This is a genomic window from Streptomyces sp. AB3(2024) (assembly GCF_041862025.1).
Taxonomy (GTDB): Bacteria; Actinomycetota; Actinomycetes; order Streptomycetales; family Streptomycetaceae; genus Streptomyces.
The window spans coordinates 1-15,335 of sequence record NZ_JBGWAB010000104.1; the positions used below are offsets into that span (position 1 = coordinate 1).

Annotated in this window: 10 protein-coding genes and 1 pseudogene; 5 read left to right on the forward strand and 6 right to left on the reverse strand. The window is 73.4% G+C overall.

The genetic code is table 11. The features are described 5' to 3' along the window. From ACEPPI_RS30170 to ACEPPI_RS30180, 3 genes and pseudogenes are all read right to left on the reverse strand, one after another. Positions 1–1,173 (reverse strand): annotated as a pseudogene (locus ACEPPI_RS30170) (ATP-binding protein); the annotation flags it as partial. Then, positions 1,170–1,880 carry a DUF4255 domain-containing protein gene (locus tag ACEPPI_RS30175; RefSeq protein ID WP_373918444.1) on the reverse strand — a complete coding sequence of 237 codons (711 nt, stop codon included), beginning with the start codon at positions 1,878–1,880 and terminating at the stop codon, positions 1,170–1,172. The gene ACEPPI_RS30175 and the pseudogene ACEPPI_RS30170, both read right to left, overlap by 4 nt. A gap of 164 nt (positions 1,881–2,044) precedes the next feature. Then, the gene (locus tag ACEPPI_RS30180) at positions 2,045–2,707 is read right to left on the reverse strand and encodes a LuxR C-terminal-related transcriptional regulator (protein WP_373918469.1); all 663 of its coding nucleotides are present in this window, start codon (positions 2,705–2,707) and stop codon (positions 2,045–2,047) included. 326 nt (positions 2,708–3,033) lie between these two features. On the opposite strand from ACEPPI_RS30180, the gene ACEPPI_RS30185 reads away from it, so the two are divergent. From ACEPPI_RS30185 to ACEPPI_RS30195, 3 genes are all read left to right on the forward strand, one after another. Beyond that, a complete protein-coding gene (locus ACEPPI_RS30185) occupies positions 3,034–5,964 on the forward strand; it encodes an AAA family ATPase (RefSeq protein WP_373918445.1) in 2,931 nt (976 codons plus the stop codon). Positions 5,965–6,040: 76 nt separating this feature from the next. Further along, entirely contained in the window at positions 6,041–6,805 is a 765-nt protein-coding gene (locus ACEPPI_RS30190) for an alpha/beta fold hydrolase (protein ID WP_373918446.1), read from the forward strand. Between the two features lie 337 nt (positions 6,806–7,142). Continuing rightward, positions 7,143–8,195 (forward strand): sodium:calcium antiporter, encoded by a 1,053-nt coding sequence (locus ACEPPI_RS30195; RefSeq protein WP_373918447.1) that lies wholly within the window; start codon positions 7,143–7,145, stop codon positions 8,193–8,195. 34 nt (positions 8,196–8,229) lie between these two features. On the opposite strand, the gene ACEPPI_RS30200 is transcribed toward ACEPPI_RS30195, so the two are convergent. Continuing rightward, positions 8,230–9,429, reverse strand: coding sequence for an MFS transporter (locus ACEPPI_RS30200; protein ID WP_373918448.1), 1,200 nt, complete (start codon positions 9,427–9,429; stop codon positions 8,230–8,232). A gap of 47 nt (positions 9,430–9,476) precedes the next feature. Here ACEPPI_RS30200 and ACEPPI_RS30205 point away from each other — a divergent pair, with 47 nt between their 5' ends. Then, the gene (locus tag ACEPPI_RS30205; protein ID WP_373918449.1) at positions 9,477–10,901 is read left to right on the forward strand and encodes a PLP-dependent aminotransferase family protein; all 1,425 of its coding nucleotides are present in this window, start codon (positions 9,477–9,479) and stop codon (positions 10,899–10,901) included. A 20-nt stretch (positions 10,902–10,921) separates the two neighbouring features. Then, the gene (locus ACEPPI_RS30210) at positions 10,922–11,377 is read left to right on the forward strand and encodes a hypothetical protein (RefSeq protein ID WP_373918450.1); all 456 of its coding nucleotides are present in this window, start codon (positions 10,922–10,924) and stop codon (positions 11,375–11,377) included. A 68-nt stretch (positions 11,378–11,445) separates the two neighbouring features. Here the strand turns inward: ACEPPI_RS30210 and ACEPPI_RS30215 are convergent, their stop codons facing one another. Then, positions 11,446–13,788 carry a collagenase gene (locus ACEPPI_RS30215; RefSeq protein ID WP_373918451.1) on the reverse strand — a complete coding sequence of 781 codons (2,343 nt, stop codon included), beginning with the start codon at positions 13,786–13,788 and terminating at the stop codon, positions 11,446–11,448. Between the two features lie 509 nt (positions 13,789–14,297). After that, complete coding sequence (locus ACEPPI_RS30220) at positions 14,298–15,107, reverse strand: peptidoglycan-binding protein (protein WP_373918452.1); 810 nt, start codon at positions 15,105–15,107, stop codon at positions 14,298–14,300. Positions 15,108–15,335: the final 228 nt, after the last annotated feature.

Below are 15,335 nucleotides of genomic sequence, written 5' to 3' on the forward strand. Positions count from 1 at the left end.
CCGCCGTACGCGGTCCGCGCCCAGGCGGTACGGGGCGACCGTCGCGGCCAGGTCGAAGCCGTCGGCGTCCGCGCCCAGCACGGCCCGCCAGGCGGCCGTCCCGCCGTCCCGGCGGCCCGGCGCGTCCAGGACCAGCGGGTCCTCGGGGCACCAGTACGGGTCGTACGGCCGGGGATCGGCCAGCAGCACGGTCACGTCCGGCGCGGCGGCGAGCGCCCGCAGCAGTGGGCCGGGCTTCTCGGGCAGGACCGGCACGACGACGGCCCGGCCGCTGAGGCGGGCCTCGCGCAGCAACCCGGCGACGTCCTCCTCGCGCGGGTCGCAGCACATCCCGTCCAGGCCCGCGGCGCGCAGGGCACCGGCGTACACGGCCAGGCCGTCGCCCTCGCGCTGTTCCCGCAGGTACACGGTGGCGGGGCCGGACGCCACCAGGGCCGCGAGCCGGTGGGTGAACCGCTCGCCCGCCGCGTCGGACGGCAGTGGTTCCGGCATCGGGCGCAGCAGCGCGAGCAGCGCGGCGTCCGGGGTGTCGTCGCCGAGGAGGTGCCCGACCAGCCGGTCGGGCACGCGCAGCGAACGCGTCAGGAAGGGACGTTCGGGCTCGTCGACCTCCAGCAGGCCGAGGGCGGCGAGGGGCGCGCGGACGTGCAGCCGGGCCCGGGCCGCGGCGGACTGCGCGGGCACTCCGCACAGGTCGAGGGCGAGGCCGACGGTGGCCCGGCGCCTGCTCACGTCGTCGTTGAGGTAGCCGTAGAGCGGTTCGAAGGTCCGGTCGACGTCGGGAGCGAGGGCGACCAGCAGGACGGCGACGTCGAGCGCCGTCAGACCCGCACGTCCGGCCAGCCGGCCCAGCCGGTCGTCGGGGCCGGGCGCGAGCTCCTCGTCGACGGCCCGACCGGTGCCGGTGGGCCGGGATCCCGTCCCGTCGCCCGTCAACGCGGGCCACGTGTCCAGGAGATGGCCCACCGCCTCCTCGGAAAGGTAGAGGCCGCGCAGGGGGTCGTCGGCCGTGGGATCGCCGGCGGCCCGCCGTTCGACCAGCGCCGACACCCGCCCGCGCAGCCCGTCGAGGCGGGCGAGCAACGCGCGGGCGGGGCCGTCGACGGCACCGGGAGGCTCCCCGGCGCCGGCCGTCCGCGGACCAGCTGCCGGGACGGCGTACGGGGCGCTCACCGCTCCTCCGGGCCGTCGGAGGCCGCCTGCGTCTCCGGGCGGGAGGCGGCGTTCTTGCGGGCGGCCCGTGCCGCCCGGGCGGCCGCCACCTGGTGGGGACGGTGCGAACGGCCCCCGGACGCCGCCGGGTCGCCGTCCACACCGCCCACCCGGACCGTCGCGCCCTCGGTGACCGGTGGCCCGGCGTCGTACTCCGGGAAGGCCGGGAAGGGTGCGGTCACCACCAGGTCGAGGGACGGCTTCAGCTCGCCGCCCAGCGCGGACCAGATCTCGGCGAGCGACCGCGACTCCGTCTGACTGCCGGCCACCGTCAGCGGCACCGAGAGACCCAGCGCGCGCAGGGAAACCGGCAGTTCGTCCGCCGGCAGCACCTCACGGGGCAGCAGCGTCGCGAGTACGGCGGACAGCAGCCGGTGCTCGTCCTGCGGGGTCTTCGTCCACGCCGTCACCAGGTACGACAGCCGGAACCAGCGCGGTGGCCGACTCCGCCGAACGATCACGTCGCGTTCGTCCCGCACCGCCGCGTGGCCGCGCTGACGCCGGGCCACGTCCTCCCGGATGTCGTACAGATACGTGTTGACCACGGGGGCGTTGCGCCGGGCCGCCCAGTCACGGGTCGGTGCCTCGAAGGACACCTCGATCCCCGAACCCGTCAACGCCCCGCCACTCAGCAGGCCCTTGAGTACCTCGTCCACCTCGTGGATCACGCCTGCGCTCCCGCTCTGCCCGCACGGCCGATTCCGCCCGGCACGTCGTCCGCCGCCGATCGTCCCCCGGGCGCCCGCCGGGCCGCAGGGGCACGGGGGCCGGCCGCCGGGCAGTCCGCCCTGCCCCCGCGGACACGTCGGGCCGCCTCGGGCTGCCCGGACGGTCAGATGTAGCCTTCCCGAAGGGCAAAAGCCACGGCGTGCGCGCGATTGCGCAGGTGGAGCCGCGTGGTGAGCCCGTGCATGACGTTCTTGACGGTCCGTTCGGAGTAGGAGAGCTTGCCCGCGATCTCACCGGTGTCGAGGCCCTCGGAGACCAGACGCAGGACGTCCACCTCACGCGGGGTGAGTCCGAGGGCCGGCGGGCCGGTCCGGCCCACCGCGCCCCGGTGCAGTGTGCCCACCTGCTGGATGAGCCGGCCCAGCAGATCGGCGGGCAGATCGCCGTCACCGCGGGACGCCGCCAGTACCGCCTGCACCAGCCGCTCTGCGGTGGCCTCGTGACGCCAGACGATCGCGGCGACACCGCACTCCACCACGTCCAGCAGCTCGTTCTCCCGCATCGAGGACACCACGAGCACGGCGCGCGCCCCCTCGCTGCGCACGATCCGGCGCAGCCGGGTCAGAGCCGCCTCGTCGAGCGCGTCCTCCACGAGCAGGGCCACCGTGCCCGGACCGGACTCCTCGCGCAGCTCGATTTCCGGGTGTCTGCGCAACTGGCCGACCGTGCCCTCACGGCTGATCGGGTCCGCGGCGGACACCGCCACGGGGACGCGCCGGCCCGCGGATCCGGCGTTCGGGCCCGTGCCCGGAGCGGAGGTGGTCATGGTCGGGGGTGAGTTGAGCAAGCGTTTCCCCTGTTCAGCGGCCGCCGCGCAACGCGGTCCGGTAGCGGATGAGCACCCTCAACCCTTCTGCGGGCACCGCCGGGACCGCAATCGTGGAGCACCACGAGCCGCGCCACGAGACCGTGCCGGCGACCACCACGAGGCGGGCCGTTTCCGCGCGCGTCCGCGCAGGTCACGACGGGTCCCGTCGGCATCGGGGCAGGGGCCCGGGGACGGGTAGTGAGGTACGCCACTTCGCAGGACCGCGATACGGATTCCGGCGTCTCCATCGGCGGGAAGCACACCATTCACCACGGGAGGCACCGATGACAGGACCGCTCCGCGAACGCGACGGCGCCCGGGAGCTGCTCGCGGCCGAGACGGAGCGGGCCCGCTGCGGATCCGGCGGCCTGGTGCTGCTCCGGGGGGCCACCGGCACCGGCCGGACCTCCGTGCTGGAGAACGCCGTACGGGACGCCGCGGGGCGCGGCCTGCGGGTGCTGCGTACGCGGTGCTCGCCGGAGGACACCGGCATGCCGTTCGCCACGGTGCTTCAACTCCTGGGACCCGTACAGGACTTCACCGACCTCGCACCCGACGCGGATGACCGGGGGAGCGCCGCCCGGCTGTGGCGGCTGCTGTGCGCGTACGCGGCCGAGGACCCGCTCCTGTTGGCGGTCGACGACGTCCACCTGGCCGACGTCCCGTCACGCCGCTGGCTGCGGGAGGCGGTGCGCCGCATCGACCGATTACCGGTGCTGCTCGTGGCGAGCGAACGCAGCCAGTACGACATCGACCCTCGGGGCGCGGGGCTCGCCCATTCCCTGCCCCCCTCCGTCGTCCGCACCCACACGATCGCCCCGCTCGGTGACACGGCCGCCGCGGAGCTGATCCGCGCCGCGTTCCCGGCGGCCGGACCCGACTGGACGGCGGAGTGCGTACGGGCGGGGACGGGCAACCCGATGCTCCTGCACGCCCTGCTCGACGACCTCGGCGGCCCGCGGCCGGCCGGCCCCGCGGCGGACGCGGCCCCACCGCTGCCGGACACCTGCGCCGGGCTGTACCCCGGGAGCTATCCGGCGGCGGTCTCGTGGTGGCTGAACAGCGCGGGTACGGCGACGGCCGAGGTGGCCCGGTGCCTCGCGGCACTGGAGGAGGCCTGGCCGCAGGAGACGGAAGAGATGCAAGAGGCAGAAGAGGCGAAAGAGGTGGAAGGGTCGCCGGAGACGGCCGAGGCGCAGAACACCCGGGAGGCACCGCGACCGCGGACCGGGGGCGGCACGGCCGACCCGGTGGGTCCGGACGTGGCCAGGACGCTGGCCGAGGCGGCCGGCGCGGATCCCGCACGGGTCACGGGCTGGCTCACCGCGATGACCCGCATCGGACTCCTGCACCCGGACTCCGCCGGGCGGCCCCGCTTCGCCCACCGGCTGCTGCGGGACGCCGTGCTGACCGGCTGGCCGACCGCCCGACGCGAGGCGGCGCACCGGGTGGCCGCGGAGGCGATGCTGCGGCGCGGCGAACGCGTCGAGGCGGTCGCCGCCCATCTGCTGCGCGCGCCGGGCGGCGGCCTGCCCTGGGCACTGCGCGTGCTGCGCGACGCCGCGACGGTCGCGGTGCACGACGCCCGCCCCGGGGCCGCCGCCCGCTATCTGCGCCGCGCCCTGGACGAACCGCTCTCCGACGAACGACGCCAGCAACTGCTGACCGAGCTGGGCTCGCTGGAGTACGCCTCGGCCGGCGGCGCGGTGGGGATCGCACGGCTGGCGGAGGCCCAGCACCTGCACGCCGCGCCCCGCGACCGGGTGCGGGCGGCCGTCGCCCTCGGCACCGCCCTGGTCGGCCGTGGCGAGGTCACCACCGCGCTGGAGGTACTGCGGCGCACGGAGGGCAGCCTGGACGGACATCCGGGACTCACCCGCACCGTGCGGACCGCCACCGCACTGCTGTCCGACGCCGACCTCGCCACCCGTCAGGAGACCTACCGCAGGCTCTCCGAGAGCGGCCGGCACGCGCCGGAACTCGTCGGCACCGCCAGCCGGGCCCTGCTGGTGCGGTACGAGGCCACGGCCGGCCTGATCTCCGCCGAGGAGGCCATGACCCGCGTACGGGCCCTGCTCGCCAAGCCCTCCGACCCGCTGGCCGAGCCGTTCCTGCTGGGAACGGCGGCGGCGGTCGCCGAGTGGGCCGACGAACTCGACGAGGGCGAGCGGCTCGTGGACCGCGGTCTGGCCGGCTGCCGGCACCCCGCCCTGCTCCACCCCATGGAGGACGCGCTGCTCAACACCCGGGCCGACATCGCCGCGGCCCGCGGCGACGTCGCCCGGCTCATCGCCGTGCGCGGCGACGGAGCGGCCGTCGCGGCGCGCGCCCAGAACGGACCCTCCAACCGGGACGCCCACGTGCTGATGGCACTGGTCCACACGGGGCGCTCCGAGGAGGCCGGACGGCTCGCCGACGCCTTCGACCTGAGCCGGGCCCCGGAATCGTGGCAGCTGAACCGCTTCCTCTACGCGCGGGGAGTGCAGCGCCTCGCCGCCGGAGACCCGGCGGGCGCGCTCCACGACTTCCTGGAGTGCGGCCGCCGTCAGACGGCCCGAGAGGTGCTCAGCCCGGTCGTCACCCCCTGGCGGACGGCGGTCGCCCAGTGTCGCCTCGCGCTCGGCGGCGGCCAGGAGGCCCTCGCCCTGGCCACCGAGGAACTGCGGCTGGCCCGGGTGTGGAACACCCCGCGCACGGTGGGACGCGCCCTGCGCGTCCTCGGTACCGCCACCGGAGGCCGCCGCGGACTGCACCTCTCCGAGGAGGCGGTCGACACCCTCAGGGACGCGCCCGCCGACGCCGGCATGGAACTCGTCGAGGCCCTCCTCGCCCACGGCCGCCAGCTCCTCACCGCCGGCGCACGCGCACGCGCCCGTGGGCGGCTGCGCGAGGCGGCGGACCTGGCCGAACGCAAGGGCGGCCTGCGGCTGCTCGCCCTGACCGAGCAGGCCCTGCGCGAGGGCGGCGCCCGGGTCCCGGCCGCGGTGCGGACCGGCTCGGGGGCCCTGACCGCCAGCGAGCGCCGCATCGCGGAACTGGCCGCGGCGGGGCGGACGAACACCGAGATCGCCGACCTGCTGCACCTGGCCCGCCGCACCGTGGAGACGCACCTGACGAGCAGCTACCGAAAACTGGGCATCCGCCGCAGGGCCGAACTCCCCGCCACCCTGGACGGCCCCCGCTCCCCGGCCGTGGACACCCCGGACCCGATCTGACACCGGGCCGGGCAGGTGCGGGCGAGGGGTCCGCGCCGAGCGGGGGCCTGTCGGTGCCGACTCCTATGATCACGTCATGCGCGAGTTCTTCATGGCGGGTGGGCGGAAGCTGTCGTACCTGGACTCCGGCGGTCCGGGGAGGCCGCTCCTGGCCCTGCACGGGCACTACAACGAGGCATCGGCGTTCGCCCCCCTCGCGGGGGCGCTGGCGCCGCGGTGGCGGGTGATCGCGCTCGACCAGCGCGGACACGGAGAATCCGATCGTGCCCCCGCTTACGGGAGGGACGGCTACGTATCCGATGTCGTCGCCCTCCACCGGCACCTGGGGGTCGGGCCGGTACCGGTGCTCGGGCACTCGCTGGGCGGGGTGAACGCCTACCAGTTCGCCGCCCGGCACCCGCACGGGGTCAGCGCGCTGATCGTGGAGGACATAGGCGCGGCAGTCCACTGCGACTGGTCGTTCACCACGCGCCTTCCCCCCACCGCACCGTCCCGCGAGGCGCTGGTCTCCGCCCTCGGCACGGCGGCGCCCTATCTGGAATGCTCGTTCAGGCAGAGCGACCGGGGCTGGGGCTTCTCCTTCGGAATCGACGACACCGTCGCCTCCCAGAAGGCGCTCAACGGCGATCACTGGGACGACTGGACGGCGGTGTCCTGCCCCACCCTGCTGGTCCATGGCACGCAGAGCGACGAGTTGACGGCCGATCACGCCCGGGACATGGTCGCCCGCCGGGGCCGGCGGGCCCGCCTCGTCGAGCTGCCGGCCGGTCACGTCGTGCACCACGACGCTCCGGAGCGGTTCGCCGCCGAGGTCGGTGCCTTTCTGTCGGAGCCCTGCTGAGACCCGGAGGACCCGGAGGACCCGGAGGACCCGGAGGACCCGGCGCGGTCACCGGTCGTCGGACCGGGCGGGAGGGGGGTCGGGGACGGGCTCCGTCACCGCGTGCGGCTACACTGGGCCACTGCGAAGGGGAGTAGCCCCGCAATACCGGTCGTCGACACACTGGAACCCCCGGGTTCCCGGTGGCCGGGCCCGCGCCCGATGGGGATGCGGGCGGGCGAGACCTTCGGCCCATTGTCGACGACATCAGATGCGCGTCGGCGGGGTCGAAGCTGCCGCCGCCCCTCGCGCTGGTCGTCCTCGAAGCCCGTCGGTGCGGGAAATCCGGACGGTTCCTGTGATCCATTTCGTACTGCTCATCGTGTGTGCGGGGGCGATCTACCTCTCCTGCGAGTGGTTCGTCAATGCCGTGGAGTGGCTGGGCGAGCGCCTCAAGGTCGGAAAGATGGCGGTCGGCACGATCCTGGCCGCTTTCGGTACCGCTCTGCCCGAATCGGTGGTGACGCTGGTCGCGGTGACCACCGGCGCCACCGACGAGGCGAAGCAGATCGGCGTCGGCGCCGCGATGGGCGGGCCGCTCGCCCTGGCCACCATCGCCTACGGGGTGACCGGCGTGATGTTGCTCCTCAAGCGCCGCAAGCAGCGCCTGCGGGTTCTGGCACCGACGGGCACGCCGCAGAACGGGCCGGGCGACGAGACCCTCGGCAACGCGAAGGACATGGAACGGCTGGCCAAGGACCAGAAGTGGTTCCTGCCCATCTTCTTCCTGAAGGTCGTGCTCGGTCTGGTCGCCTTCGCGTTCAAGCCGGCCCTGGGCGTGCTGTTCTTCGCCGCGTACGCGGTCTACTTCTGGCGTGAGATCCGCAGCAGCCGCGCCGACGACGACAGCGATGAGGACGAAGAGCTGGAGCCCCTGAAGCTCCAGCCCAAGGCGGCCTCTCCGGCCACGTGGGCCGTGGCCGTCCAGACGCTGGCCACCCTCGTCGTGATCTTCATCGCCGCGCACTTCTTCGTGAAGCAGCTCGATGTCATCGGTCCGATGCTGGGCCTGTCGGCGACCGTCACCGCCCTGCTGCTCTCGCCGATCGCCACCGAGCTCCCCGAGATCATGAACGCGGTGATCTGGGTCCGCCAGGGCAAGACCAAACTGGCCCTCGCCAACATCTCCGGCTCCATGATGATCCAGGCCACCGTTCCCAGCGGCATCGGCCTGATCTTCACCAGCTGGCACTTCGACGGCCCCCTGCTGTGGTCCGGGATCATCACCATGGCGGCGATCACCTACCTGCTGCTGACCATGCGCGCCCACCGGCTGACTCCGGCCCGGCTGGCCGTCACCGCCGGGTTCTACGCGGTCTTCGCCATCGGACTCGTCCCCCTCCTCGGCTGACCCGCCGCGGAGACCGGCCGGAGCCGGCCGCGGCTCAGGCCGTGGTCGCGGTGGTGGTTCCCGCTCGCCGGTCGCGGAGGGCGGGGACCACCGCGGTCAGCATCGCGACCCCGGTCAGGGCGAAGGCCCACGGGTATCCGGTCGCCGCCGCCAGCCATCCGAAGGCCACGGCACCGACGCCCATGCCGACGTCGTAGGCGATGTTCCACAACGCGCTGACGGTGCCGTGGCCGGCGGCGGGCACCCTCGCGTACATCACCGTGATCGTGGCGTTCTGGAGGACGCCGAAACCGGTGCCGAACACCCCCGCGGCGACGACCACGGCAACGGGCTCGGCGGTCAGCACCATCAACAGCGTGCCGGCGGCCGACAGCAGCAGACCGGGCAGCACCAGGCCGGCGGAGCCGCGCCGGTCGCCCAGCCTGCCGGCCAGCCAGCGGCCTGCCGTGGCCGCCGCGGGCTGGACGAACAACGCGACGGCGACCGAGCCCGCGGCCGCACCGTACACGGCCAGCGGCAGGAAGGTGACGACGATCCCGGACACCATGGCGGCGAACGCGAAGACCACGGCCGGGCGGCGCAGTCCGACCGAACGCAGCCCCTCGGCGATGCCGACGCCACGACCCGGCGCGCTGACCCGGCCGGGCAGACCGGCTACCGAGGGGATCGCCGCGAGCGCGGCCGCGGCGCCCACCGTGAAGACGAGCCCGTAGCCCGCGTGCGCGGCCAGCCACACCCCCAGCGGCAGCGCCACCAGCGCGGGCACCCCTGCGACGATGCCGACCACGGCCAGGCCCTCGCCGCGCCGTTCGGCCGGGATGAGCGACGCCGTCAGCGCACCGCCCGCGACGAGGGTGAACCCGTAGCCCAGTCCGCGCAGCAGGCAGACGGCGACGATCCACCACAGGTTCCGCGAGAGCGGGAGCGCCAGGGCCGGCGCGCCCAGCAGGCCCAGGCCGACCGCCAGTACGGCGCGGTAGCCGTAGCGGTCGACCAGGGCGGGCGTCGCGAACTCGCCCGCCACCGTCGCCAGCATCAGCGCCCCGGTGGCCGGCCCGGCCGCCCCGCCCGCACCCCCGCCCGCGGGGGTCGCGTACGTGGGGACGACCGAGAGCAGCAGGTGGAAGCAGGCGGAAGCGCCCAGCACGGAGACGAAGCGCAGCAGCAACGGAGGTGTCAGCAGGGGCGGGCGCACCGCGAGCGGCGGCGCGGCGGCCTTGGGCGTTTCGGTCACGGCATGACGCTAAGTGGCCGACCGGATCGCCGGTAAGCTCCAGTTCCATGCCATTGGAGTGGTCCAGTTCGCCGCCCGAGCTGCTCCTGGTCGTCGACCGGGAGAGCGGTCTGCCGCTGCGCGCCCAGCTGGAACACGGGCTGCGGGACGCGATCCGCACCGGGCGCCTGGACGTGGGCGAACGGCTGCCGTCCTCGCGGGAGCTCGCGCGGACGCTCGGTCTCTCGCGGGGTCTGGTCCAGGACTGCTACGCCCAGCTCCAGTCCGAGGGCTACCTGGTCACGCGTCCCGGCTCCGCCACACGCGTGGCGGCGGGAGCCGCGGAGACACCCGGCCTCCCGCAGCAGCGCAAGGAGGCCCCGCGCCTGGTGGCGGACTTCCGCTGGGGCGTACCGGACTTGGGCACCTTCCCGGTCCGGGACTGGCTGTGGGCCACCCGGGAGGCCGCCCGCGCCATGCCGACCGCCGCGTTCGACTACGGCGACCCGCGCGGCAGCGCGGTCCTGCGCGAGGTCCTGGCCGGGTACCTGCGCCGGGTCCGCGCCGCCGTGGCCGCCCCCGGGCACATCGTCGTGTGCAACGGCTACGCCCAGGGCCTCGGGCTCGCCCTGGACGTACTGGCCGACGCCGGCGTGCGGACCGTGGCCTTCGAGGACCCGGGCTCACCCGCCACCATCGGCGGCGCAGCCTCGGCGGCCGGCCTGCGCGCCGTCCCCGTACCGGTGGACGAGCAGGGAATCGACGTGGACAGGCTGGCCGCGACCGGCGCCCGCGCCGTCGTCGTCACCCCCGCCCACCAGTGGCCGACCGGCGTCGCGCTGGCCCCCGAGCGCCGACTGGCCCTGATCGAGTGGGCCCGCCGGCGCGACGCGATCATCATCGAGGACGACTACGACGCGGAGTTCCGGTACGACCGCGAACCCGTCGGCGCGCTCCAGGGCCTGGCCCCCGACCGGGTCGTCTCCCTCGGCACCGTCAGCAAGTCCCTGGCGCCCGCCCTGCGGATCGGCTGGATGGTCTGCCCGCCCGAACTGGTCGAGCCGCTGACCGCCCGCAAGTACCGGAGCGACCGCGGGACCCCCACCCTCGACCAGCTCGCCCTCGCCCGCCTGATCGAGTCCGGACGCTTCGACCGCCACCTGCGCAGGATGCGCGCCACCTACGCGTCCCGCCGTACCGCCCTGCTCGCCGCGTTGGCCGAACACGCCCCCGAGGTGCCGGTCACCGGCCTCGCGGCCGGCTTCCACGCCGTCGCCCACCTGCCCGTCGGCGTGGAGGAGCACCACGTCGTCGCCGCCGCCCACACCCGGTCCGTCGGCCTGTACGGCATGAGCACCTGCCGCGCATCACGTGCCGACGAGCCCGCGCAACTCGTCCTCGGCTTCGGCGACGTCGGGGTACGGTCCCTCACGGACGGCATCGTGGCCGTCTCCGACCTGCTCACCGGCCGTCCGAGGGAGAAGGGCCGGTGAGCGGGGGGCAGGATGGTGCTGTGGACCTGAGACCGGAGTTGCGTCCCCCGCCCGTGAGCCGCCGGCGGCTGGACGAGTTGTGCGCCGAGGTGCAGCGGATCGCGGGGCTGCTGGAAACCGGTTCGGAGGCGGCGGGCGAGGCGGTCGCGGCGTTCAACGCGAAGACCGGTCACGATTACGCGGCGCTCGACTTCGCCGGGTACGACGGCAGCAGGAGCCTGGAGCAGTTCGCGCGCGAGGCGGCCGGACCGGCTCGCCCGGTGGTCGCGGACATCACCCGTGACGAGCTCGTGGAGATCGTCCGCAGACTCCTGACGGCTGCCCCGGAGAGCGACTGGCACCTGTGCCTGCTTCGGGCGAACGTGTCGCATCCCCGGTTCGGTGACCTGGTGTTCAATCCTCCGGACCACCTTCGGGGCGCGTCCGCGGAACAGATCGTCGACGAGGCCCTGAGGTACCGGCCGATCGCGCTGTGAGCCCTGAGGGGAGGCCGGCCGGCGGTGACCTGGGATCCGCCGGGGCCGGTCGGCCCCGGCGGACCGGCTCACTTGGACTGCGTGGAGACGCTCACACCGCTGAAGTCCTGCGCGGCGGCGAGGCTGAAGTAGACCCAGCCGGACGGCGGGTTGTCGATCGTCAGCGTCTCGTCGTTCCCGGCATGGGTGGACTTCGCCTGGTAGTTGCCGGTGGTGGCCCAGGTGCCGCCACCGTAGTAGAGGTCGGCGTTGCCGGTGCCCCCGCTGCTGGTGATGGTCAGCTGCTTGACGCCGGCGGGCAGGTAGACGAAGTGGTAGCTGTAGTTGCCGGTGGTGGCCGCGAGGTTGTCCCGGCGGCAGTTCTTGTCGAACTGACGGGCGTCGCCGAGGGTGCACAGCGGCGTGGACTGGGCCTCAGGCAGCGGGCCGCAGTCGTTGGTCGCGCAGGTGGTCGACAGCCAGGTGGCGAAGCCGGCGTCGTAACCGGTGCCGATGGTCTGCTTCAGGAAGGTGCGGGCACCGTTCCAGTCGCCGGCGCGGTACTTGTCCAGCACGGTCTGGACGTCGGCGGGGTGCGCCTGGAGCATGTAGCGGACCGCGAGGAAGCCCCAGCGGTAGACCCGGTTCGAGTTGACGTCGGGGTCCGCGTCCTGGTTGTAGACGGTGTCGAAGAGGTCGCTGAGCCGGTACGTGTTCTTGGCCGCCTCGGCGATCGCGTCGGCGTTGCGCACGCCCCGGTAGCCGTACGAGATGTTCTCGGCGATGCCCTCGACCCACCAGATGGTCGGCGTGGTCAGGCTCGCGTCGAAGTCACCGGCCATGTCGTAGCGGCCGTCGAGGTAGTGGGTGTACTCGTGGTTGAGGTTCCAGATCTGGAAGTCGGGACGCAGCCAGCTGGCCTCGTGGGCGATGAAGCGGGCCTGGTTGCCGGGTGCGGCCGGGTTGCCCTCCTCGTACATGCCGCCGTTGTCGACGTCGATGTTGTAGATGGCCCAGGCGTACAGCGAGTACTGGGTGTAGTCGTCGAAGACGACGACCTCCAGGTTGGTGTTCACGTCACCGGGGATCGCGCCCTTGTCGCCGATGACCCGGTGGAAGTAGGCGTCCTGGTTGGCCAGGCTGGTGCAGGTGCTGTCCAGCTGTCCGGGGGACATGTCCTGGGCGCGGATCTTCAGGCCCGGGTTGCACGTGCGCTGGATCGGCAGGACCACCGGGAGCACGCGCTCGCCCAGGTCGCAGATGGCGTAGGCCGCGCAGTTGCCCTTGTCGTACTGGCGGGTGTACCAGCCCAGGTTCATCGTGATCGGCGCGGTGGGGCCGACGTTCGGGTAGCGGTTGATCAGGTCCTTCAGCAGCGGCCGGACCCGGTCCTTCAGCTCGGGGACGTCGAGGGCGTAGCCGAGGTAGCGGCCGACGTTGCTGACGACGTCCAGACGGTTCAGCTCCGCGCCGTTGCGGGTGATGAAGCCGGCCCAGGTGTCGAGGATGGCGGGGTCGGCCTTGAGGGCGGCCCGCCAGCCGCGGGCGTCGTTCTTGGCCTTGAAGCCGTTCTCGACGACCCACTCGACGTGCTGCATGGCGAGGTTCATCTGGCCGGGCCACGTGCCGTCGTAGGTGCCGAGCATCCACTTGACGACGCCGGCGTACCGGCCCGCGGCGTGGGTGCTGTCGATCAGCGTGACGACCTCGTTGAGGATCTCGCCGTTCGCGTCGGTGACGTCCTTGCTGCGCGGGGAGGCGAAGAAGGCGTCCAGCGCGCCGCGCGCCGAGCCGTCCAGCGCCGTGCCGTAGTCGCCGACGACGTCCGCGTGGTTGTCCTGCACGTAGTAGCCGGCGCGCAGGAACAGCACCAGTTGCCCGATGGCGGCGCTGTTGTTGCCCGAGTAGCCGGCGGAGGCGTCGCGCAGCGCGTCGGCGACGGTCACCATCTGGGCTTCACGGAAGGCCTTCCGCGCGTTCTCCCCGGTGAGGCCGAACAGCGGGTACGTACAGTCGATCCGGGGGAGGGCCTTGAGTTGCTGGACCAGCGCGCCGCCCGTGGCGTTGATCACGCCGGAGAGGTCGCCGCACTCGTCCGCGGCGGCGGCCGAGGACTGCCTGTCGGCCTTCGTGCCCTTGTCGGCCTTGACGGGCTTGGCGGTGGGGGCGGGGGCCGGGGCGGCCTCTTCGGTGCTGTCCTGCGAGGAGATCCGCAAGCGCGGGACGTTGCGCAGCGCATCGGGGGACTTGGGGACCGGGATCGACCGCGGCGCAGAGGCCGCGGTTCCACGTGCGTTGGCACCGGCCGGGGCCGTGGCGCCGACGGAGGCGGCCTGGCTCTGTGGCGTGAACAGGCCGAGCGCAATGAAGACGGCTGCGCCGAGCGCGGGAAGTCTGCGCGCGCCGGCCTTCGATATGCGGAAGGGATGCATCTGTGGGGGCCTCCGGGGCCGTTGTGCCGCGTGCTGGGGACACCGGCAGCTGATGTGTGACATGTAAAATTTCACATGTCGCATCATGCTGGAAGTCTTTTGGCCAGATTCTCGGCCACCGAAACTGAAATGTTGTCAACTTCCGGCCCCGGATGGTGAGGTCGCCCGTGCGCCGCGTCGCCGGGAGGTCTGCTACGAGCCGACGGCGGCACGCCTCCGGACCGTTGTGCCGCTCTCGAAGCCGTCGGCGACGGCGAGCCCCCTCGGCCGCCTCTTCGGCCGCCCGTCGCCCCCTGGGCCGGCCCGAGGCGCGATCGGCCGCCGCCGCTGATGTCCGTCCTCACCCCGGGCGGCGGCGGACCGACCGTCCGGCGCAGTAGGCGGTGAGTGCCGCGCCGGTCAGCGGCAACAACGGATACAGGACTGCTGTCCCCCTTGACGTGAGACTCGTGTCGACCGTTCCGATCGATCTCGTCCGATCAAGGGGTCGTCCCCGTGTCGGACCCGCGTCAGGACTCGGCCTTGGGGACCTTGAGCCTGTCCCAGGACGTGGGACCCGGGGTGCCGTCGGCGTCGGAGCCGGTGTAGCCGAGTTCGAGCTGCCAGGCCCGGTAGGAGTTGACATCGCCCGAGCCCCAGACGTCGGCGTTCGCCGTGCTCCGGTAGCGGTCGCAGCCGACGTCGACGAGCCGGTCGTGCATGGCGGCGATGATCGGGCTGCGGCGGCCGGCCGTGAAGAACCCGGCGCCGGGAAACGGTTCGAAGGCGGGCGCGGGGGGTGTCCAGCGCCAGGAAGTGACGGCGGCGCCGCCGCGGGGATCGCCGGGGTCGGCGGTGGGCGGGCACTGCCCGTCGGGGTAGTCGGGGGCGAAGTAGCCGGTGACGTAGCTGCTGCGGCGCGGGTTGGAGTGCGACCAGACGCCGTTGCCCTGGCCGTGGTCGACGGAGCCGGCCTGGATGCTGTTGCCGCCCTTGGTGTAGACGGTGTCGGCGTCGAAGCCGGTGACGATCTCGGTGTGGGCGCCGTTGCCGAAGTTGACCCAGGCGCCGACGGAGGGGTAGTCGGACCACTGACCGCGGGCCTTGGCCCATGCCGTGAAGGCGCTCACGTTGTCGACCTTGGGCACGATCGCGTCGAGACCGACGTCGTGGTACATGCACCAGTCGAAGATCACGCACCAGGCGACGCCGTCCTCGCCGAACTCCTCGCCCCAGCGTGTGTAGTTGTCCCAGCCCTCGCGGCTGTTCCAACCCTCGTAGATCTGTTCGCGGACGGTCATGAGGTGGTCGGTGAGCTGCTGCCACTGGGGTGTGCTCATGGGGATCCCTCCAGGTGTGGCGGTGTCACGGGTGACGTTCCGGCCGTGGCGCCGCGCGAGCCGGACGGTGGGCAAGTGCTTCGGGGCGGGCGTCCTGTGCTGCGGGCGGCCGGGCGGGGTCTTGCGCGGTGAGGTAACCGGAGTCGTCGGTTTTCGTGAGGATCCCCGGGAGTTGGTGACCCAATACCGTCCTGAGCTGTCGAAACGATTCAGCTGGATCTCGCGGAT

What these genes read in the sequence shown, in the direction of transcription:
- ACEPPI_RS30180 (WP_373918469.1), bottom strand. Translation starts at nt 2,707, where the DNA reads ATGACCACCTCCGCTCCGGGCACGGGCCCGAACGCCGGATCCGCGGGC.
- ACEPPI_RS30185 (WP_373918445.1), top strand. Translation starts at nt 3,034, where the DNA reads ATGACAGGACCGCTCCGCGAACGCGACGGCGCCCGGGAGCTGCTCGCG.
- ACEPPI_RS30190 (WP_373918446.1), top strand. Translation starts at nt 6,041, where the DNA reads ATGCGCGAGTTCTTCATGGCGGGTGGGCGGAAGCTGTCGTACCTGGAC.
- ACEPPI_RS30205 (WP_373918449.1), top strand. Translation starts at nt 9,477, where the DNA reads ATGCCATTGGAGTGGTCCAGTTCGCCGCCCGAGCTGCTCCTGGTCGTC.
- ACEPPI_RS30215 (WP_373918451.1), bottom strand. Translation starts at nt 13,788, where the DNA reads ATGCATCCCTTCCGCATATCGAAGGCCGGCGCGCGCAGACTTCCCGCG.
- ACEPPI_RS30220 (WP_373918452.1), bottom strand. Translation starts at nt 15,107, where the DNA reads ATGAGCACACCCCAGTGGCAGCAGCTCACCGACCACCTCATGACCGTC.